The organism is Streptomyces sp. NPDC041796 (assembly GCF_055590785.1).
In genome coordinates, this window is the sequence record NZ_JBVJAH010000006.1 from 177,678 (window position 1) to 197,379 (window position 19,702).

General features: G+C 69.0%; 22 protein-coding genes. 11 read left to right on the forward strand and 11 right to left on the reverse strand.

The genetic code is table 11. From position 1 onward, the window contains the following. Window positions 1–134: 134 nt before the first annotated feature. Complete coding sequence (locus tag ACZ6C1_RS13940; protein ID WP_469240664.1) at window positions 135–452, reverse strand: cupin domain-containing protein; 318 nt, start codon at window positions 450–452, stop codon at window positions 135–137. Between the two features lie 51 nt (window positions 453–503). On the opposite strand from ACZ6C1_RS13940, the gene ACZ6C1_RS13945 reads away from it, so the two are divergent. From ACZ6C1_RS13945 to ACZ6C1_RS13960, 4 genes are all read left to right on the forward strand, one after another. Beyond that, window positions 504–884 (forward strand): phage holin family protein, encoded by a 381-nt coding sequence (locus ACZ6C1_RS13945; RefSeq protein ID WP_469240666.1) that lies wholly within the window; start codon window positions 504–506, stop codon window positions 882–884. A gap of 32 nt (window positions 885–916) precedes the next feature. Further along, window positions 917–2,038, forward strand: a complete 1,122-nt coding sequence (locus tag ACZ6C1_RS13950) for a cystathionine gamma-lyase (protein ID WP_469240668.1) — start codon at window positions 917–919, stop codon at window positions 2,036–2,038. A 217-nt stretch (window positions 2,039–2,255) separates the two neighbouring features. Continuing rightward, a complete protein-coding gene (locus ACZ6C1_RS13955) occupies window positions 2,256–3,152 on the forward strand; it encodes a LysR family transcriptional regulator (RefSeq protein ID WP_469240670.1) in 897 nt (298 codons plus the stop codon). Between the two features lie 61 nt (window positions 3,153–3,213). Further along, window positions 3,214–3,693 carry an NUDIX hydrolase gene (locus ACZ6C1_RS13960; protein ID WP_469240672.1) on the forward strand — a complete coding sequence of 160 codons (480 nt, stop codon included), beginning with the start codon at window positions 3,214–3,216 and terminating at the stop codon, window positions 3,691–3,693. Window positions 3,694–3,771: 78 nt separating this feature from the next. Here the strand turns inward: ACZ6C1_RS13960 and ACZ6C1_RS13965 are convergent, their stop codons facing one another. From ACZ6C1_RS13965 to ACZ6C1_RS13980, 4 genes are all read right to left on the reverse strand, one after another. Then, on the reverse strand, window positions 3,772–5,553 hold the full coding sequence (locus tag ACZ6C1_RS13965) for a globin domain-containing protein (RefSeq protein ID WP_469240674.1): 1,782 nt from the start codon (window positions 5,551–5,553) through the stop codon (window positions 3,772–3,774). Window positions 5,554–5,830: 277 nt separating this feature from the next. After that, on the reverse strand, window positions 5,831–5,968 hold the full coding sequence (locus tag ACZ6C1_RS13970; RefSeq protein ID WP_469240676.1) for a hypothetical protein: 138 nt from the start codon (window positions 5,966–5,968) through the stop codon (window positions 5,831–5,833). A 300-nt stretch (window positions 5,969–6,268) separates the two neighbouring features. Then, complete coding sequence (locus ACZ6C1_RS13975) at window positions 6,269–6,694, reverse strand: GlcG/HbpS family heme-binding protein (protein WP_469240678.1); 426 nt, start codon at window positions 6,692–6,694, stop codon at window positions 6,269–6,271. 44 nt (window positions 6,695–6,738) lie between these two features. Then, entirely contained in the window at window positions 6,739–7,953 is a 1,215-nt protein-coding gene (locus ACZ6C1_RS13980; RefSeq protein ID WP_469240680.1) for an MFS transporter, read from the reverse strand. 141 nt (window positions 7,954–8,094) lie between these two features. Between ACZ6C1_RS13980 and ACZ6C1_RS13985 the strand changes: the two genes are divergently transcribed. Continuing rightward, window positions 8,095–8,556: a MarR family winged helix-turn-helix transcriptional regulator gene (locus ACZ6C1_RS13985; RefSeq protein WP_469240682.1), complete on the forward strand. Its 462-nt coding sequence runs from the start codon at window positions 8,095–8,097 to the stop codon at window positions 8,554–8,556. Between the two features lie 38 nt (window positions 8,557–8,594). After that, window positions 8,595–9,047: a GNAT family N-acetyltransferase gene (locus tag ACZ6C1_RS13990; RefSeq protein WP_469240684.1), complete on the forward strand. Its 453-nt coding sequence runs from the start codon at window positions 8,595–8,597 to the stop codon at window positions 9,045–9,047. A 59-nt stretch (window positions 9,048–9,106) separates the two neighbouring features. On the opposite strand, the gene ACZ6C1_RS13995 is transcribed toward ACZ6C1_RS13990, so the two are convergent. Beyond that, window positions 9,107–10,483: a serine hydrolase domain-containing protein gene (locus tag ACZ6C1_RS13995; protein ID WP_469240686.1), complete on the reverse strand. Its 1,377-nt coding sequence runs from the start codon at window positions 10,481–10,483 to the stop codon at window positions 9,107–9,109. Between the two features lie 393 nt (window positions 10,484–10,876). Here ACZ6C1_RS13995 and ACZ6C1_RS14000 point away from each other — a divergent pair, with 393 nt between their 5' ends. Both ACZ6C1_RS14000 and ACZ6C1_RS14005 read left to right on the forward strand, forming a co-directional pair. After that, window positions 10,877–11,740, forward strand: a complete 864-nt coding sequence (locus ACZ6C1_RS14000; protein WP_469240688.1) for an LLM class flavin-dependent oxidoreductase — start codon at window positions 10,877–10,879, stop codon at window positions 11,738–11,740. A 149-nt stretch (window positions 11,741–11,889) separates the two neighbouring features. Beyond that, on the forward strand, window positions 11,890–12,453 hold the full coding sequence (locus ACZ6C1_RS14005) for a dihydrofolate reductase family protein (RefSeq protein ID WP_469240690.1): 564 nt from the start codon (window positions 11,890–11,892) through the stop codon (window positions 12,451–12,453). A gap of 228 nt (window positions 12,454–12,681) precedes the next feature. Here ACZ6C1_RS14005 and dnaB read toward each other — a convergent pair whose 3' ends face one another. After that, complete coding sequence (gene dnaB, locus ACZ6C1_RS14010) at window positions 12,682–14,172, reverse strand: replicative DNA helicase (RefSeq protein ID WP_351815473.1); 1,491 nt, start codon at window positions 14,170–14,172, stop codon at window positions 12,682–12,684. A gap of 424 nt (window positions 14,173–14,596) precedes the next feature. On the opposite strand from dnaB, the gene ACZ6C1_RS14015 reads away from it, so the two are divergent. Then, on the forward strand, window positions 14,597–15,934 hold the full coding sequence (locus tag ACZ6C1_RS14015) for an MATE family efflux transporter (protein ID WP_469240693.1): 1,338 nt from the start codon (window positions 14,597–14,599) through the stop codon (window positions 15,932–15,934). A gap of 208 nt (window positions 15,935–16,142) precedes the next feature. On the opposite strand, the gene rplI is transcribed toward ACZ6C1_RS14015, so the two are convergent. From rplI to rpsF, 4 genes are all read right to left on the reverse strand, one after another. Next, a complete protein-coding gene (rplI, locus tag ACZ6C1_RS14020) occupies window positions 16,143–16,589 on the reverse strand; it encodes a 50S ribosomal protein L9 (RefSeq protein ID WP_469240695.1) in 447 nt (148 codons plus the stop codon). 17 nt (window positions 16,590–16,606) lie between these two features. Beyond that, window positions 16,607–16,843: a 30S ribosomal protein S18 gene (gene rpsR, locus ACZ6C1_RS14025; protein WP_005315025.1), complete on the reverse strand. Its 237-nt coding sequence runs from the start codon at window positions 16,841–16,843 to the stop codon at window positions 16,607–16,609. Window positions 16,844–16,904: 61 nt separating this feature from the next. Then, window positions 16,905–17,486: a single-stranded DNA-binding protein gene (locus tag ACZ6C1_RS14030; RefSeq protein ID WP_469240697.1), complete on the reverse strand. Its 582-nt coding sequence runs from the start codon at window positions 17,484–17,486 to the stop codon at window positions 16,905–16,907. 76 nt (window positions 17,487–17,562) lie between these two features. Then, window positions 17,563–17,853, reverse strand: a complete 291-nt coding sequence (gene rpsF, locus ACZ6C1_RS14035; protein ID WP_004950685.1) for a 30S ribosomal protein S6 — start codon at window positions 17,851–17,853, stop codon at window positions 17,563–17,565. A 272-nt stretch (window positions 17,854–18,125) separates the two neighbouring features. Between rpsF and ACZ6C1_RS14040 the strand changes: the two genes are divergently transcribed. After that, window positions 18,126–18,440 carry a hypothetical protein gene (locus ACZ6C1_RS14040; RefSeq protein ID WP_469240699.1) on the forward strand — a complete coding sequence of 105 codons (315 nt, stop codon included), beginning with the start codon at window positions 18,126–18,128 and terminating at the stop codon, window positions 18,438–18,440. A gap of 109 nt (window positions 18,441–18,549) precedes the next feature. Beyond that, complete coding sequence (locus ACZ6C1_RS14045) at window positions 18,550–19,668, forward strand: lipid II:glycine glycyltransferase FemX (RefSeq protein ID WP_126884153.1); 1,119 nt, start codon at window positions 18,550–18,552, stop codon at window positions 19,666–19,668. The last annotated feature ends 34 nt before the right edge of the window (window positions 19,669–19,702 follow it).

The following is a 19,702-nucleotide window of genomic DNA, read 5'->3' on the forward strand; positions in this document are numbered from 1 at the left end:
CTCGTCTCTGGTGACACTTCCTACCGTTGGACGCCTTCGATGCTAGGTGCCGGGCGCTCGTAACGGGCGCTTCGCAGCCCTCGCTCTCCCCTGATCCTCCCCCTAGGGAACCCGGGCCCGCCGGGTGGCCGGGATCAGCTCTCCGGAGGAGAGAAGACCACCATCACCCGCAGGTCCTCGGTGATGTGGTGGAACTTGTGCGGCACGCCGGCCGGCACGTACACCACACTGCCCCGCCCCACCTGCGTCGTCTCCGTCCCCACCGTGATCGACGCACGGCCGCTGACGACGAAGTACACCTCGTCCTCCTTGTGCGGCGTCTGCGGATCGAGCTGCCCGGCGTCGAGCGCGTAGAGGCCCACCGACATGTTCCGCTCCCGAAGGAACTGCAGATACGCGCCCTCATTGGCGACGCGTTCCGCCTCCAGCTCATCCAGTCGGAATGCCTTCATTGCCCGTCCGCCCCTGCACTCGGTCCGATCACGTCTGCCACGATCAGACACATGATGAATTTCCTAGTCAAGACGATCGCGAACGCGGCTGCCCTGGCCGTGGCGATCTGGTTGCTCGCCGACATCACCCTGACCGGTGACAGCACCGGTAGGAAGGCCCTGACCCTGGTCCTGGTGGCGTTGGTCTTCGGTGTGGTGAACGTGCTCGTCAAGCCGATCGTGAAGCTGCTCACGCTGCCCTTGTTCATCCTCACGCTGGGCCTGTTCACCCTGGTCGTCAACGCGCTGATGCTGCTGCTGACCTCGTGGCTCGCCGACAAGCTCGACCTGAACTTCCATGTCGAGGGCTTCTGGACCGCCATACTCGGCGGCCTGATCATCTCCGTCGTGTCGTGGGCCATGAACGTGGTTCTCCCCGACGGCAAGGACTGAGCCGGATGACCCGGCCCGAAGGAGCGTGCCGCATGACATGGGGTGACGGGACCAGGGCGGTCCGGGCCGGCCTGCCCGAGCCGAAGGCGTACGAACCCACCCTTCCGGGGCCGGTGTTCGCCGCCCACTACCACCTGCCCGGCGAGCCGACCGGCCCGTACACGTACGGGCGGGACGAGAACCCGACCTGGACGCACGTGGAACGGGCCATCGGCGAGCTGGAGGCACCGGGTGAGCCGGGTGTCGAGACGGTCGTCTTCGCATCCGGGATGGCCGCGATTTCCTCCGTACTGTTCTCGCGGCTCAAGGCCGGGGACGCGGTCGTCCTCCCCTCCGACGGATACCAGGCGCTGGCGCTGGTGCGTGAGCAGCTGGAGGCGTACGGGATCGAGGTGCGCACCGCGCCGACCGGCGGCGACGCACAGCTCTCGGTGCTGGAGGGGGCACGGCTGCTGTGGATCGAGACGCCGTCGAACCCGGGGCTGGACGTCTGCGACATCCGGCGCCTGGTGGCGGCCGCACATGCAGGGGGCGCGCTCGTCGCCGTCGACAACACACTCGCCACCCCGCTCGGGCAGCGCCCGCTGGAGCTGGGCGCGGACTTCTCGGTGGCGAGCGACACCAAGGGCCTGACCGGACACGGTGACATCCTGCTCGGGCATGTGACCTGCCGTGATGCCGCCCTGGCCGCTTCGGTACGACGCTGGCGCAAGATCGCCGGGGCCATTCCGGGCCCGATGGAGGCCTGGCTCGCGCACCGGTCGCTGGCCACGCTCCACCTGCGCGTCGACCGGCAGTGCGCCACCGCGCTGACGCTCGCCGAAGCCCTGTCGGGGCGCGAGGACGTGACCGGGCTGCGGTACCCGGGGCTGCCGGGCGACCCGTCGCACAAGGTGGCGGCCGGGCAGATGCGGCGCTTCGGGTCGGTCGTCTCCTTCGTCCTGGCCGACCGTGAGCGGGCGGAACGCTTCCTCGCAGGACTCCGGCTGGTGGACGACGCGACGAGCTTCGGCGGGGTGCGGTCCACGGCCGAGCGGCGCGGGCGGTGGGGCGGGGACGCGGTGCCCGAGGGCTTCGTCCGCTTCTCGGTGGGGGCCGAGGACCCCGAGGACCTGGTGGCGGACGTGCTGCGCGCGCTGGATGAGGCGGGCTGAGCAGATCCACTACGACGAACGGACGGTCCGAGCCTCCCCCCTCATGGCTCGGACCGTCCGCGTTCTTCTGCGGATGACCGCGTGAACAAGGCTAGTTGACTCTGTGTCAGTGTCCAATCACGGTAGCGACAGAGACCTATCGACTTATTTATAGTTGGACGGTCGGCCCTGAGGCGCCGTCAGCCGGACGTGGCCGAGGGCGGGAGGGGGGAGGCGCATGGATCTGGCGTTGCTGCGTACGTTCGTCACCGTGCATCGGGCGGGTTCCTTCACCCGCGCCGCCGCCCTTCTGGGCCTCTCCCAACCAGCGGTGACCAGCCAGATCCGCACGCTGGAACGCCAGTTGGGGCGCCCGCTGTTCCTGCGCCAGGCCCGTGGCGTCACCCCCACCACCATCGGCGACGAGCTCGCCCACCGCGCGGCACCGCACTTGGACGCACTCGTCGAGATCGCCGAGGCCGGTCTCGACGACGAGTCCGGGGTACGCACCCTCCACCTCGCCGGGCCGCCCGAATTCACTTCCGTCCGCGCGCTGCCCGCCCTCACCCCGCTGGTCTCCCAGGGACTCGCGGTGCGCACCTCGCTGGTGTCCGCCGCCGAGGACGTTCTCGACGGGCTGGCGGCCGGCCACCACGATCTGGCCATCGCCACCGCCCGCCCGCGGGGCGGTCTGCTCACCGCGACCCCGCTCTGCGACGAGGAGCACGTCCTGGTCGCCTCACCGCGCTGGGCCGCCCGGCTGGCGCCCGGGGTCCTGCTGCGCAAGGGCGCGGTGGTACTGGAGCAGTTGCCGGTGGTCGAGGTGCACGAGTCACTGCCGTTCGTCGCGCGCTACTGGGCGTCGGTCTTCGAGTCGAAACCCGCCGCCGCGGCCACCGTCATCGCGCCGGATCTACGCGCCGTCCAGGAGTCGGCCGCCTCGGGCGCGGGCCTCGCCGTGCTGCCCCGCTACCTGTGCGAGGACGACCTGGCCAGCGGTCGGCTGGTGGCTCTGCTGGACCCGCCGGTGCCGCCGCTGCGCACGTACTTCGTGGTGGTGCGCACCGGGACGCTGGCCCTGCCGCACATTGCGCGGGCGCACGAGTCGTTGCTGCGCGCTGCCACGGACTGGTGACCCGGGGTGCGCCAAGCTCCCGGGGTGTTTCAGAAGGGTCCCGGCGGGCCATTTTCAAGCCATGACCGAACGCCCAGTGGTCAAGCGCACCGCACGCGCCATCCTGCTCGACGGCGACGACCTCGTCCTGATCAAGCGTACGAAGCCCGGCATGGATCCGTACTGGGTCACGCCGGGCGGCGGGGTGGAGCCGGAGGACGCGACGGTGGTCGACGCGCTCCACCGGGAGGTCCATGAAGAACTGGGCGCCAAGATCGTCGATGTGGTGCCGTGCTTCGTCGACACGGTCGAGCACATCGTGGACGGCGGCGTCTCGGGCGTGAAGGTGCAGCACTTCTTCGTCTGCCGGCTGGAGTCCATGGACCCGGCGCAGCGGCACGGTCCGGAGGTGGACGAGCCGGTCGGCGAGTACGAGATCGTACGGGTGCCCTTCACCCGGATCGGGATCGCCGCCGTCAACCTCGTACCGCTGTCGCTACGGCACTACCTGGACGGCAACATCGAGGGCGTGCGGGCGATGCACGCCCCGGACCTGGGCTAGCCCCAGTACGAGGGCCGGTCGGTCCCCGATCCGGGTCGGGGCCGCCCGGGTCGGCGCCACCGCCCGGCCCGGCGCCGCTCAGTCGGCCGCCGCCACCAGTTCCTCCAGCGAGTCGTGGCGGATCCGCTCGTAGGGCACACCGACGCCCCTGAGCGCGTCGACGCCGCTGCGGATCATGCCGACCGGACCCGACAGGTAGGCGTCGTACTCGTTCCACGGTCCGTACTCCCGCACCGCGTCCGGGAGCTGGGTCTTGCCGTCGATGATCGCCCGCACCTCCAGCCAGGGGTGGGACTGCTGGAGCCGCAGCATGGTGTCGATGTCGTACAGGTCGTGATCGGTACGTGCGCCGTAGAAGACCTCGACCGGGCGCCGGGCGCCGTGCTCGGCGACATCCTCGACCAGCGCCTTGATGGGCGCGATACCGGTGCCGCCGCCCAGACACAGCAGACCGTTGTCGGTGGTGTGGTCGACGGTCATCGAACCGGCGGGCGGCCCCAGGCGCAGCACGTCACCGGGCCGGGCGTGGTGGACCAGGGCATTGGACACCCAGCCGGCCGGGACCGCCTTGACGTGGAAGGACAGCAGACCGTCGGAGCGGGGCGCGGAGGCGAAGGAGTAGTGCCGCCATATCCGCGGCCACCAGGGAGTCTCCAGGCTGGTGTACTGCCCGGCCAGGAAGGGGTACGGCTGGTCGGGACGGACCGTGACGACAGCGATGTCGGGCGTTCTCAGGTCGTGCGAGACCACCTCGGCGTGCCACCAGGCGGGCGCGTGCCGCTCGTTCTCGGCAGCCGCGTCGATCATGATCTGGGAGATCGTGGTGTACGTCCGGACCCAGGCGGCCTCGGTCTCCTCGTCCCATGTCGTCGTGGCGTACCGGCTCAGCGCCCCGATGAGCGCCTCGCCGACGGCCGGGTAGTGCGAGGCGTCGGTGCCGTACTTGCGGTGGCCGCGGCCCAGGTGCTGGAGGTACTCGGTGAGCACCTCGGGGTTGTCCATGTGCTCGGCCGCGGTCAGCAGCGCCTTGAGGAGCCGGTCGCGCTGGGATTCCATGGCGGCCGGGAAGAGTGCGCGCAGCTCGGGGTTGTGGGTGAAGAGCAGGGCGTAGAAGTACGAGGTCACCTTGTCGGCCACGGGCCCGACCTCCGCGAGCGTCCGCCGGACCCGCACCGCGTCGGGCGATCCGGACTCCGCGGTGGAGACAGGGCGGGCGACTGAGGCGGGTATGTCGGGCCGGGGCTCCGGAGCCGCCGCGGGGCCGACCGGAGCGGCGGAGGGGTGACCGGTGGCGTCCGGGGCGGCGGGGTGACCGGCGGCGTCCGGGGCGGCGGAGGGGCCTTCCGCGCGGCGCCAGTGCCCTTCGGCGGCGGTGGGACGCCCCGCGCCGTCCGGGCGGCGGGCTCCGTCCTCGTGGCCGGTGGGCGCGTCGTACGGGGCGTTCTGGCGGTCTGCCGTGTACGAGGTGCCGAGGGGGACGTCCTGGGACTCGTGGGCCATCGGCCGGTCGGCGGGACGTTCGTGCACCGGGCGCTGGGAGCCGTCGGGCCATGGCACGGCCGGCGGGGCAGGAGCCGTCGCCTCGGGTGCTCGGGGCGCCTTCGTTTCGGCCGTATGCGCCGTACCCGTCCGGATCATGCGTATTGACGTCAGCGGTCGCCGCTGGCCGGCTATGCGCTCCTGGCCGTCGTCCGCAGCCTCGTCGGCACCGGTCGCACGTTCCGGGCGCTCATCGGCCCGGGCCGCCCCGGGTTCGGCGGGCAGGTCGGCGACCGGCTTGCGGGGTGTGAACCAACCACCGCCCCCGCCGCTGTCCTCGGAGGTGCCATTGTCGGCCGACGTGGTGGTCGGAGCGTCCATAGAGTGCCTCGCCTCGAACATCTTTCGGTCGGTCTGTGCACTTCCGCCGGCCCGGAAGGTGCCTCAATTCGCCGCTTTTCGCTTCGTAGTCGCTGCCCGCCGCCCACACTAACCCTGAGCGGCAAGACGAGTCGGCACGCCTGCGACCGGCTGTGACATTGACCGCAGTCGGTGTGGTCGCAGCATGGCAGGAGTTGTCGGCTCGTCAGAGCGAGAGCGGAAAGCCCGGATTTCGTCCCCAGTTTTCGTTAGGCTGCGTTACCGCCGTGTCCTTGAACTAAACGCCGGCTCGTACCAGTTCGTAGGCCTCGCGGAGATCGCCTCCCGCATAGGCGTGCGTGGCAAGCCCGGACAAATGGTCCACGTTGCTCGCCACCGCTGCCGGGACCGTCGCGAAGATCTCCGCGTCGGACATGGAATCACCGTATGCAACACACCCGTCCAGTTCCACCCTCAACTCTGCACAGAGTCGGTTCGCGATCTTCACTTTCGCCGACGTGGTGAGAATGCCCTCGTGATTGACCGGCTCCGTGAATGGCACGGCAGGCCCACCTGAACCTTGGGCGGCGTGTGAACCGCAGTCGAGCAACTGCTCGACGAAGAAAACGGGCGGCAGAGAGACCCGAGAGCCGTGTTTCACGTGAAACAACAGATCCCCCCAGCCGGGAGGCGTTCCGGGCCAGGGGGACGGGTGCGGGGAGAGTGTCTGACCGGCTTACGCCAGCGCCTCCACCGCTGCGACGGCGAAGCCGTGGTCCTGCTCGGGGGCACCGCCGCCCACGCCGATCGCGCCGATCAGACGGCCGTCGCGGTGCACCGGGACGCCCCCCGCGATGAACAGGAGCGGCCGGTCGAGTGCGGTGGGAAGCGTGTGGAACGGGCCGCCGGGCTGGACGGCGTCGACCAGGTCGGCGGTCGGGGCGTTCAGCTGGAGGGCGGTGAACGCCTTCCGGGTGCTGGTCTCGCCGGCGATCAATACGGCGCGGTCGTCACGGCGGAAGGCCAGCAGATGGCCGCCCGCGTCCAGGACGGTGATGGCAACCGTGACCCCAGCCTCTTCTGCGGCGCGACGGGCCGTGTCCACGAGGGCCTCGGCGTCCTGGGTGGTCAGTGGGGCGACGGCGGTGGCGGTGTTGCTCATGAGCGGTGGCTCCTTGATACGGGGAGGGTCGGGGGGTGGGCGTTTCAGTGCCGGGCGAGGGGGACCGCGGCCGGCTCCGGGGCGGCTGAGGCGACGATCCGGCTACCGTGCCGGACGCCCCGGCGTTCCAGGGCGCTCGACAGGACGGCCAGGGCCAGGGCGGAAGCGGCCAGGGCGGCGCCGACCCAGTTCGGGGCGGTGATACCGAGACCGGCCGAGATGACGATGCCGCCGAGCCAGGCGGAGAGCGCGTTGCCGAGGTTGAAGGCGCCGATGTTCACCGCCGAGGCGAGCGTCGGAGCGCCGGCAGCCTGGTCCAGGACCCGCTTCTGCAGCGGCGGCACGGTAGCGAAGCCCAGGGCTCCGATCAGCGTGATGGTGATCGCGGCCGCGACCTGGTGGTGTGCCGTCACGGTGAACAGTGCGAGCACCAGCGCCAGGGCGCCCAGTGAGACGTACAGCAGCGGCATCAGCTTGCGGTCCGCGAACTTGCCGCCGATCAGGTTGCCGCCGACCATTCCGAGGCCGAAGAGGACGAGCAGCCAGGTGACGGACGACTCGGCGAAGCCCGCGGCCTCGGTCATCATCGGGGTGATGTAGGTGATCGCGGCGAAGACACCGCCGAAACCGAGCACGGTCATCGCCATGGCCAGCAGCACCTGAACGTTGCGGAAGGCGGCGAGCTCGTGCCGCAGCCGTACGCCTGCGGGCTTGGGCTGCTCGGGCACCAGCTTGGCGACGCCGAGAAGGCCGAGGACACCGAGGGCGGCCACGGTGAGGAAGGTGACACGCCATCCGGCCGTCTGACCGATGAAGGTGCCGGCCGGCACACCGACCACGTTGGCGACGGTCAGGCCGGTGAACATCATCGCTATGGCGCCGGCCTTCTTCTCGGGGGCAACGAGGTCGGCGGCCACCACCGAGCCGATGCCGAAGAACGCGCCGTGCGCCAGCGAGGCGACGACCCGACCGGTCAGCATGAGGCCGAAGGACGGGGCCACGGCGGAGAGGACGTTGCCCGCGATGAACAGCCCCATGAGAAGCATCAGCATCCGCTTCCGGGAGACGCGGGTGCCCAGGACGGTCATCAGCGGCGCGCCGAGGACGACACCGAGTGCGTATCCCGTCACGAGATAACCGGCGGTGGGGATCGACACCTGGTAGTCGGCCGCAACCTGGGGGAGCAATCCCATGATCACGAACTCGGTGGTCCCGATACCGAAGGCCCCGATAGCGAGGGCCAGAAGCGCGAGCGGCATGGAGTGCACCTTCCAGAAGATTGCGTATGCGCCTTACGAGCGTCGACAATAATTGCAGACGCTGGTTAATTGCAAGCGCGGGCTATTGCAGGCGTCGTCTATCCTGGTGGGCAAGCCGCTCCGGGACGGAGGACCGACCCCATGACCGCCACAGATCCGGCACTCACCGCCCTCTCCCAGGGCTGGTGCGCGCTCTCTCTGCTCCACGGCAAGATCGAGGCGCGCATCGAGCGCGCGCTGGAGGCCGAGCACGGCCTGAGTGTGCGCGAGTTCTCCCTGCTCGACGTCCTCAGCCGACAGCACAACGGGCCGGGCGGTCATCTCCAGATGAAGCAGGTCGCAGACGCCGTCGTCCTCAGCCAGAGCGCCACCACTCGCCTGGTCACCCGCCTCGAGGACCGCGGGCTGCTCACGCGCTATCTCTGCGACACCGATCGACGCGGTATCTACACCGACGTGACCGAGGCCGGTCTCACTCTGCTCGCAGAGGCGCGGCCCACCAACGACGCCGCCCTGCGGGAAGCGCTCGACGAGGCCGCGAAGAACCCGGACCTCGCCCCGCTGGTCAGGGCCGTCGAAGAACTCCACATCCCGGTGGGCTGACCGGCCGGGAAGGCCGGCTCCGAAGTAGCCTGCGCTCCATGAGCGATCTTGAGATAAGGCCCGCCGCCCTCGCCGACATCCCCGCGATCGTGGCCATGCTGGCCGACGATCCCCTGGGGGCGCAGCGCGAATCGCCCGACGACCTCTCTCCGTACACCGCCGCCTTTGAGCGGCTGTCGGCCGACCCGCATCAGCACCTGGTCGTCGCCGTATGCGGGGAGCGGGTCGTCGGGACGCTTCAGCTCACGATCGTTCCCGGACTGTCACGGCGTGGCGCGACCCGGTCGATCATCGAAGGCGTTCGTATCCACGCCGATGAGCGCGGTAGCGGGCTGGGCACCAAGCTCATCGAATGGGCCATCGCGGAGTCGCGGCGACAGAAGTGCCAATTGGTACAGCTGACGTCGGACGCCACCCGCACCGACGCGCTCCGCTTCTACGAGCGGCTCGGTTTCGAAGCCTCACACGTAGGCTTCAAGATCACATTGTGATGCCGTGCGCAGCCCTGGAGGACTGCGCACGCCAGCGTTTCACGTGAAACATCGCTGTGTCAGAGCCCGCGCCACCCGTCCGCGTCGACACCACCCGGTACGGCGTCCCCGGCCTCGTAGGGCTCACGCGTGAAAACGAACGATCCGAGGTCGAGGTGGCTGACGGAGTCGTCCTCCCGTCGCACCACCCGCAGCGTCTCCCCCGCGTAGTAGCCGTTCAGACCGGTCCAGGTGCCATTGTCCTCTGCACGGAAGCGTGAGGCGCGTCCCTGGCCGCCCAGTGGGGTCAGCTCGACACCGCCGTCCGCGACCACCCGCAGGCCATAGGCGTACGTCCCCCAGTACCAGGGACCGGTCAGCTCCAGCAGCTTCGGTTCGATGTCGGGAAGGGGGCGCCACGGCTCCGGGATCCGCGGCTCGGCGTCGGCGACGATGCGCAGCAGGTCGGCGGCGACCACGCCGATCGGCGGCCCCGACGTGGCGTTGGCGAGGACGACCGCCGCTACTCCTTCCTCCACACTCACCCACAGCCCGGCGAGGAAGCCCGGCAGAGAACCGCAGTGCCCCACCAGCGTGCGCGTGTTCGAGCGCACCAACTGCAACCCGAGCCCATAGCCACCGTCCCAGTCCCCGGCCTCCGGCGGCGCGGCAGGAGTCCGCATCTCCCGTAGCGTGCTGCTACTCAGAACCCGCTCATCGCCGTCCGCCAGGAACCAGGCGAACCGGCACAGGTCCGCGGCGGTCGACCACAGCTGTCCCGCCGACGCCATCAACCCCAGGTCCTCGGCCGGTTCGGGCAGCATCACATCGGCCCAGGGGTGTACGGCCCACCCTCCGGCATGCGGCGCGACTGGCTGGGTGCTCGTACGCGTCAGTCCCAGCGGTTCCAGGATCTCGGACCGCAGCGCCTCCTCCCACGTGACCCCGCGTACCGCCTCGACCAGCGAACCCAGCAGCGTGTAACCGGTGTTGGAGTAGTGATGGCGCCGCCCCGCCGGGTGCAGCACCGGCCTCTGGCCAAGCACGTCGGCGAGCTCGGGGCGCAGCGTCCCCGGTGTCCGCTCCCACCACGGTGAGGGCGACTCGGCCGCCAACCCGGCACTGTGGCCGAGCAGTTGGGCGATCGTCACATCGCCCACTCCTGTCCCCGGCAGGTGCTTCTCCAGCGGGTCGCCCAGGTCGATCAGGCCCTCATCCCGCAGCCTCATCACCAGAACCGCCGTGAAGGTCTTGGTGATGGATCCGATCCGGTACTGCGTATCGGCATCCGGCACATGCCCGTCGACACAACTGCGCCCGCCCTCCCACAGCAGCCGGCCGTCCCTGGCGACCGCACCGACGAATGAGGGCGTCCGCCCTTCCGCCTGTGCGGTGGCCACCCGGTACAGGAGAGCGCGCTCGGTGCTGGGGAGTAGTCCTTCGAAGGATGAGGTCATGCCCCAGGTGTATCCGCCCGGGAGCGGTACCGTCGACCGCTTTACCCCCCTTCGGCGTCTCGCGGACCGGCATCCCACGGTGGTCACGGCCTGCGGGTCAACAGTTAAGGCGACAAAACGCGAGGACGAGGGGTGTGGATCTCACGGCACGTCTCATAGAGAACAGCTTTGACCAGCGGGTTTCTGGGCTGTCTCCGTCTCAGCCCCTGTCCGGCAGCTCGTTTCTCAGCTCCGTGGCATTTCCTTGTGCGCGCCTTCTGCAGCCGTCCGCTCCGCCTGCCGACGGACACGTAATTCTCCGGGTCGCCGCCTGCTGTGAAGCCGCTCGGCGAGTGAAGCCGCTTGGCCAGGAAGGTGATTGTCCCTGCGCGCCGGGCTGCGCATCCTGCTGGAATGCGCTTCTCCATCAACATTCCCAACTTCGGTGACTTCGCCGACCCCCGTAACGTCGCAACCGTGGCGGCCGCTGCCGAACAGGCCGGCTGGGACGGGCTCTTCGTCTGGGACCATGTACTGCACCGACAACACCAAGGGCGTCCTTTCGGAGACCCCTGGATCCTGCTGACAGCGGCCGCGCTGGCGACCTCCCGGATCCGACTGGGAACCCTGCTGACACCAGTCCCCCGTTACCGTCCACAGCAACTCGCCCGCCAAGTGGCCGCCCTGGACCACCTCAGCGGCGGCAGGGTGATCTTCGCTGCCGGTCTGGGCGGTCCGATCGAGGACGAGTACCGCAGTTTCGGCGACACCGCCGAGCCACGCCTCCTCGCTGAGCGGCTGGACGAGGGCCTGGAGCTGTTGAGGCGCTTCTGGTCCGGCGACTCGGTGAACCACCATGGCCGGCACTATGAGGTCCGGGACGTGACGCTGCTGCCCGCCACGGTGCAGCGGCCCTGTCCGCCGGTCTGGATCGGCGGATTCTGGCCGCGCCGCCCGCCCATGCGGAGGGCAGCGCGGTGGGATGGCGCGGTGCCGCTCTTCGAGACGGCCCGGCACGGTCATCTGCCGGATGTGGCCGAAGTACGTGATCTGGTCGGCTACGTGCGCAAGCACCGTGCGGCCGGGGCCGAGCACCCCTTCGAGTTCGTACTCGGCGGCGCCACGCCCTCTGACCCGGCCAAGGCCAAGGACGTGATCGGACCACTGCACGACGCCGGCGTCACCTGGTGGGACGAGCGGCAGGTCCAGACCGACCCTGACCTGGATCGCCTCCCTCCAGTGCTGCGCCGCGTCGAGGCGGGGCCGCCGCTGGTCTGAGGTCTTCGCTCTACGTGCGGCGGAACGAATGAGTCCGTGGCTGAGCCGCCGAGCACGAGGACTCCGTGCGGGCCCAAAAAGCGGACCGATGAGTCTCGCGCGCCGCGCCGGTCCGTACGCGTGAGACCGACTCACGGAAGGCTGGCGTCATGCGGAAACTGATCTACGGCATGAACCTGTCGTTGGACGGCTACATCGCCGCGCCCGGCGACGACATCGGCTGGAGCGTGCCGAGCGACGAGCTGTTCCAGTTCTGGTCCGACCAGTTGCAGGCGACCGACCTGTCGCTGTACGGGCGCAAGCTGTGGCAGACGATGAGCTCCTACTGGCCGACCGGCGACCAGCAGCCCCACGCCACCCCGGCGGAGATCGAGTTCGCGCGCCGCTGGCGGGACATGTCGAAGGTGGTGTTCTCCTCGACGATCGACAAGGTCGACTGGAACACCCGCCTGGTCACCGGCGATGCGGTCACCGAGATCACCCGGCTCAAGTCCGAGGACGGCGGCCCGATGGACATCGGCGGCGCGACGCTCGCCGGGGCGGCCATGCGGGCCGGGCTGATCGACGAATACGTGCTGGCCACCGCGCCGGTCCTGGTGGGCGGCGGCACGCCGTTCTTCACCGCGCTGGACAACTGGGTGAACCTGAACCTGGTGGAGACGCGGACGCTTCCCTGCGGCGTGATCCTGACCAGGTACGAGACCAGGCGCTGAGCGCCCGACACGCGACTCGACCGCGGGCCGGGTCCCCGCGAACGTGGACGCCACCACGGGGGTGGGCAGCCGGCAGTGCGAGGCACTGACGGGCGGAGCGGGCCGGAACCCGCCCCCGAAAGGGTGAGAACCCGACCGGCGAGTCTCACGAAGACGGCACAGGTGCCTCCGACGTGCCATCGGAGACGGGACTGTGCCGCGACATCCGAGACCCCGCACCTGGGGCGATCAGGTCTGCGCCATGTCCACGAAGCGCGAGTAGTGGCCCTGGAAGGCCACGGTGATGGTCGCCGTAGGGCCGTTACGGTGCTTCGCCACGATCAGGTCGGCCTCGCCCGCGCGGGGGGACTCCTTCTCGTACGCGTCCTCTCGGTGAAGGAGGATGACCATGTCCGCGTCCTGCTCGATGGAGCCGGACTCACGGAGGTCCGAGACCATCGGCTTCTTGTCCGTCCGCTGCTCGGGGCCACGGTTCAGCTGGGACAGTGCGATCACCGGAATCTCCAGCTCCTTGGCCAGCAGCTTCAGGTTTCGCGACATGTCCGACACTTCCTGCTGTCGGCTTTCGGCGCGCTTGGAGCCGCCGGACTGCATCAGCTGGAGATAGTCGATGACGACCAGCTTGAGGTTGTTCCGCTGCTTGAGCCGACGGCACTTGGCGCGGATCTCCATCATCGACAGGTTCGGGGAGTCGTCGATGTAGAGCGGGGCCTGGGACACATCCGGCATCCGGCGCGCCAGCCGCGTCCAGTCCTCGTCGGTCATCGTGCCGGAACGCATGTGGTGCAGCGCCACGCGGGCCTCCGCCGACAGCAGGCGCATCGCGATCTCGTTGCGCCCCATCTCGAGGGAGAAAATGACACTCGGCAGGTTGTTCTTGATCGACGCGGCGCGGGCGAAGTCCAGTGCGAGCGTCGACTTACCCATGGCGGGACGGGCCGCGATGACGATCATCTGGCCGGGGTGCAGGCCGTTCGTCAGCGAGTCGAAGTCCGTGAAGCCGGTCGGTACGCCGGTCATCTCGCCGCTGCGGGAGCCGATCGCCTCGATCTCGTCGAGGGCGCCTTCCATGATGTCGCCGAGCGGCAGATAGTCCTCGCTCGTGCGCTGCTCGGTGACCGCGTAGATCTCCGCCTGGGCGGAGTTGACGATCTCGTCGACATCCCCGTCGGCGGCGTATCCCATCTGCGTGATCTTGGTTCCGGCCTGGACGAGGCGCCGCAGGACCGCCCGCTCGTGGACGATCTCCGCGTAGTACGAGGCGTTCGCCGCGGTCGGCACCGACTGGACCAGGGTGTGCAGATATGGCGCCCCGCCGACCCGGTTGATCTCGCCGCGCTTGGTCAGCTCGGCGCCCACCGTGATGGGGTCGGCCGGCTCACCCTTGGCGTAGAGGTCGAGGATCGCGGTGTAGATGGTCTCGTGGGCCGGCTTGTAGAAGTCATGGCCCTTGATGATCTCCACGACGTCCGCGATCGCGTCCTTGGAGAGCAGCATGCCGCCGAGCACGGACTGCTCGGCGTCGAGGTCCTGCGGCGGCACCCGCTCGAAACCGCCCGCGCCGCTGTCCCAGGGCCCGCTCTCGCTGCCCCGCTCGTGCTGCTCGTCGCGGCCCATACCGCGGCCGCGGCTGTCGCTGCCGCGCTGGCGGGTGACGGGCAGACGGTCACTGGGACCGGTGTCGGCCCAGGGGTCGTCCAAGGGCTCGGGGATGCTCACCGGCCCACCTCCTCCCGTCCGCTCCGCGGACCTCGCCGTGCCACTCTTTCTACGGCACGACACTGACAAAGCGAGTGGCTCAACTCCCGCTTCTGGCGCGTCGAGCGCCGGACCACGGTAGGCCCGCGGGCACCGTCAGCCAATCTGGTTATCCACAGGGCCTGTGGGTGAAGACCCAGATGCTGTGGAGAACTCCCCAGAACCTGTGCACGGACCGGGGGACAGCCGTGTGGACAAACTCATAGCCACACCGCCATAGCCCATCTGACCTGCGGCTTTTCCATCCACCGGCTGTGGGGGAGAAAAACTTTCCCCACCGGGCCAAGATCAGAACAAACGGCGCACACATCAAGCGTCAACTCGAAGATCGGTAAGGATCTCTCGCGCCTTGCATCTCTTACCTGTGGAAGATTAGATTGCCCTCATGACCCAGGCCCCCGCGCGACCGAAGAGCGAACGACGCCGGCACGACCGCGAGATCATCGCGCTCGCCCTCCCGGCCTTCGGCGCACTCGTCGCCGAGCCGCTCTTCGTGATCGTCGACAGCGCCGTCGTCGGCCACCTCGGCACCCCACAGCTCGCCGGTCTGGGCATCGCCGCCGCCCTGCTGTCCACGGCTGTCAGCGTCTTCGTCTTCCTCGCCTACGCCACCACCGCGGCCGTCGCCCGCCGCGTCGGCGCCGGCGACCTGCCGTCGGCCATCCGCCAGGGTATGGACGGCATCTGGCTGGCGCTGCTGCTGGGCATAGCCGTCATCGCGGTCACCCTGCCAGCGGCCCCCTGGCTCGTCGACCTCTTCGGCGCCTCCGGCACCGCAGCCCCTCACGCCACCACCTACCTCCGCATCTCCAGCCTCGGGATACCGGCGATGCTGATCGTCCTCGCCGCCACCGGTGTGCTCCGCGGCCTCCAGGACACCCGTACTCCCCTGTACGTCGCCATAGCCGGCTTCGCCGCGAACGCGGTGCTGAACGTGGCGCTCGTGTACGGCGCCGGCCTCGGCATCGCCGGTTCGGCCTGGGGCACGGTGATCGCCCAGTGCGGCATGGCGGTGGCCTACCTGTTCGTGGTCGTCAGAGGAGCACGGCTCCACGGCGCCTCGCTGCGCCCTGATGCCGCCGGTATACGCGCGAGCGCCCAGGCAGGGGTGCCGCTCCTGGTCCGTACGCTCTCGCTGCGGGCGGTGCTGATGATCGCCACTGCCGTCGCCGCCCGCCTTGGCGACGCCGATGTCGCCGCTCACCAGATCATCCTGTCTCTGTGGAGCCTGATGGCCTTCGCGCTGGACGCCATCGCCATCGCGGGGCAGGCGATCATCGGCCGCTACCTGGGCGCCGGTGATGCCGAAGGGGCACGGAGGGTCTGTCGCCGCATGGTGGAGTGGGGCATCGCCTCGGGTCTGGTGCTCGGCGGACTGATCGTCCTGGCCCGCCCCCTCTTCATCCCGCTGTTCACCGGCGACCCCACCGTGCAGGAGACACTCCTGCCCGCGCTGATGGTCGTGGCGCTCGCCCAGCCGATCGCCGGGGTGGTCTTCGTCCTGGACGGTGTGCTCATGGGCGCGGGAGACGGCCCGTACCTCGCCGGAGCCATGCTGGTGACGCTCGCCGTCTTCGCGCCGGTCGCCTTGCTGGTGCCCGCACTGGGCGGTGGACTGACCGCCCTGTGGTGGGCGATGGGACTGATGATGACGGTCCGGATGGTGACGCTGTGGCTGCGTATGCGCTCCGGCCGCTGGGTGGTCACAGGTGCCACCCGCTGACACCGGACCGCCGAGGCTGTCCGGGACAGAAGCCATGTTTCACGTGAAACAGCAGAACGTGAGACAGCGGAATGTGAGACAGCAAGAACATGAGACAGCAAGAACGCACAGCAGAAGGGCCGCACCCGGAGGTGCGGCCCTTCTGTTCAAGCCGGACGATCGACGAGCGATCGACGGCCCATCGCTACGCGACCGCTGAGCTCAATGCTCAGGCGGCGACGATCTCGACGCCGAGCTTCGCGACGACCTCGGCGTGCAGACGCACGGAGACCTGGTGCGAGCCGAGGGTCTTGATCGGCGAACCGAGCTCGACACGGCGCTTGTCGACCTCGGGACCACCCGCGGACTTGATCGCCGCAGCGATGTCGGCCGGGGTCACGGAGCCGAAGAGACGGCCGGCGTCGCCGGAGCGAACGGCCAGGCGCACCTTCGTGCCCTCGAGCTGAGCCTTGACCTCGTTGGCCTGCTCGATGGTCGCGATCTCGTGGATCTTGCGGGCGCGGCGGATCTGCGCCACGTCCTTCTCGCCACCCTTGGTCCAGCGGATCGCGAAACCGCGCGGGACCAGGTAGTTGCGAGCGTAACCGTCCTTGACGTCAACGACGTCACCAGCGGTGCCGAGGCCGGAGACCTCGTGCTTGAGGATGATCTTCATGTTTCGGTCACCCTCCCTTATCGCGCGGTGGACGTGTAGGGCAGCAGCGCCATCTCACGGCTGTTCTTGACGGCCGTGGCGACGTCACGCTGGTGCTGCGTGCAGTTGCCGGTGACGCGGCGGGCACGGATCTTGCCGCGGTCGGAAATGAACTTCCGCAGCATGTTCGTGTCCTTGTAGTCCACGTACGCGGTCTTGTCCTTGCAGAATGCGCAGACCTTCTTCTTCGGCTTGCGCACAGGCGGCTTCGCCATGGTGTATCTCCTGTGTGATCAAGAAGTGGGGTACGAGCCTGATCCCTGTAAGCCCGGAGGCTTAGAAGGGGGGCTCGTCCGAGTAGCCGCCGCCGGAACCGCCGGAGCTTCCGCCCCAGCCGCCCCCACCGCCCTGCTGCTGGCCGCCGCCGGCCGGCGCGCTGGTCGCCCAGGGGTCGTCGGCGGGAGCGCCGCCACCCTGCTGGCCACCACCCGGGGCACCGCCCCAGTTGCCGCCGCCCTGCTGGCCACCGCCGTAGCCGCCCTGGCCACCGCGGCCGGTGGTCTTGGTGACCTTGGCCGTGGCGTTCTTGAGGCTGGGGCCGACTTCCTCGACGTCCAGCTCGAAGACCGTGCGCTTGACGCCCTCGCGGTCCTCGTAGGACCGCTGCTTCAGCCGGCCCTGCACGACGACGCGCATGCCTCGCTGAAGCGACTCGGCGACGTTCTCCGCCGCCTGGCGCCAGACCGAGCAGGTCAGGAACAGGCTCTCGCCGTCCTTCCACTCATTGGTCTGACGGTCGAAGGTGCGGGGAGTGGACGCGACGCGGAACTTCGCGACCGCCGCACCGGACGGGGTGAAGCGCAGCTCGGGGTCGTCGACAAGATTGCCGACGACCGTGATGACGGTCTCGCCTGCCATGGGGAACCTCTCGGCGGGATTGCTTCTGGCTGCTTGCTGCTGCTACTCGAAACCCGATGACCTCTGAGCTAGGTGCTCAGTGGGTCTCGGGACGGAGGACCTTGGTCCGGAGGACCGACTCGTTCAGGTTCATCTGGCGGTCGAGCTCCTTGACGACCGCAGGCTCGGCCTGCAGGTCGATGACCGAGTAGATGCCCTCGGGCTTCTTCTTGATCTCGTAAGCGAGACGACGACGGCCCCAGGTGTCGACCTTCTCCACCTTTCCGTTGCCCTCACGGACGACGGAGAGGAAGTTCTCGATCAGCGGGGAGACAGCGCGCTCCTCGAGATCGGGGTCGAGGATGACCATCACCTCGTAGTGACGCATGTGGAACCCACCTCCTTTGGACTCAGCGGCCACGGTCGTTCCGTGGCAGGAGGGTCGTGATGCGTGAGCAACGGTATCGGCCGCCACTGACAATCACCCCCAGCGAGTGGGGGACCCTGATCAGGGCATGGGCAGACACCGGTGCAGACCGTACAGAGTACCCGCACACCGGCTTCCGGTTGAAATCCTGTGGCCAGGGGACGCAATCTGTACACATCGGGTGCGTGCGGCGCTACGATGCGCCGCCTTCCGGCACAGCCAGGAGGTACCTCATGGCCCAGGCATTCCACCGTCACCCCACCTCGTCGCTCTTCGCCACGGACGGCAAGCCCCATCCGCTCCAGGACACGCTGATGGCGGTGACCCTGGTACTGGGTGCCGTCGCCTTCATCACGGCCCAGTTCCACAGCCTCCATCTGATCAGCTCGTGGACGGGCCTGCTGGGCCTCGTCACCGGCGCCTACGGCCAGTACATCTCCGAGACGACACGCGAGCGCACCCTGCTGATCATCGGTCTGGGCGCCTCGGCGATCGGTTTCGGCCTCGGGATGGCACACGGCGGCCTCTTCGGCGGTGTCCTCGGTTAGGCCCTCCTGGCGTACAGCCAGTCGGGGCGCTCCCCGGTGCCAGTAGGCTTCGGCGCGAGAGCCGGAGCCCCTGTACCCATGGGGACACACCTGCCGAGGAGCGCCCCGCATGAGCCTGACCCTGAGGACCATCAGCCGAGAGCAGCATCTGGCGTACATCCAGAGCCTGCCCGCGGCTAGTCACTGCCAGGTCCCCGCATGGGCTGATGTGAAGACCGAGTGGCGCTCGGAGAACCTGGGCTGGTTCGACAAGGACGGCCAGCTGGTCGGCGCCGGCCTAGTGCTCTACCGGCAGCTTCCGAAGATCAAGCGCTACCTCGCGTACCTCCCCGAGGGCCCGGTGATCAACTGGTACGCGCCCAACCTGGACGACTGGCTCCAGCCGATGCTGGCGCACCTGAAGCACCAGGGTGCCTTCTCCGTGAAGATGGGCCCGCCGGTCGTCATCCGCCGCTGGGACGCGGGCGCGATCAAGTCCGGCATCCAGGACCCGGACGTCAAGCGCCTGCGTGACGTCGAGGCGACGCACATCGAGCCGCGGGCCTTCGAGGTGTCGGACCGGCTGCGCAAGATGGGCTGGCAGCAGGGTGAGGACGGCGGCGCCGGCTTCGGTGACGTACAGCCCCGCTACGTCTTCCAGGTGCCGCTGGCGAACCGTTCGCTCGACGACGTCCTCAAGGGCTTCAACCAGTTGTGGCGGCGCAACATCAAGAAGGCCGAGAAGGCCGGCGTCGAGGTCGTCCAGGGCGGTTACGAGGACCTCGCCGAGTGGCAGCGGCTGTACGAGATCACGGCCGTCCGCGACCGCTTCCGCCCCCGCCCGCTGTCGTACTTCCAGCGCATGTGGACCGTCCTCAACAACGAGGACCCCAACCGCATGCGGCTGTACTTCGCCCGCCACAACGGCGTGAACCTGTCGGCGGCGACCATGCTCGTGGTCGGCGGGCACGTCTGGTACTCCTACGGAGCCTCGGACAACATCGGCCGCGAGGTCCGGCCGTCGAACGCTATGCAGTGGCGAATGCTGCGCGACGCCTACGCGATGGGCGCCACCGTCTATGACCTCCGGGGCATCTCCGACTCCCTGGACGAGACGGACCACCTCTTCGGCCTGATCCAGTTCAAGGTGGGCACGGGCGGCGAGGCCGTCGAGTACATCGGCGAGTGGGACTTCCCGCTGAACAAGCTGCTGCACAAGGCCCTCGACATTTACATGTCACGCCGCTGACGCTTCCGTAGTCTCGTACTCACCCCTGATACAC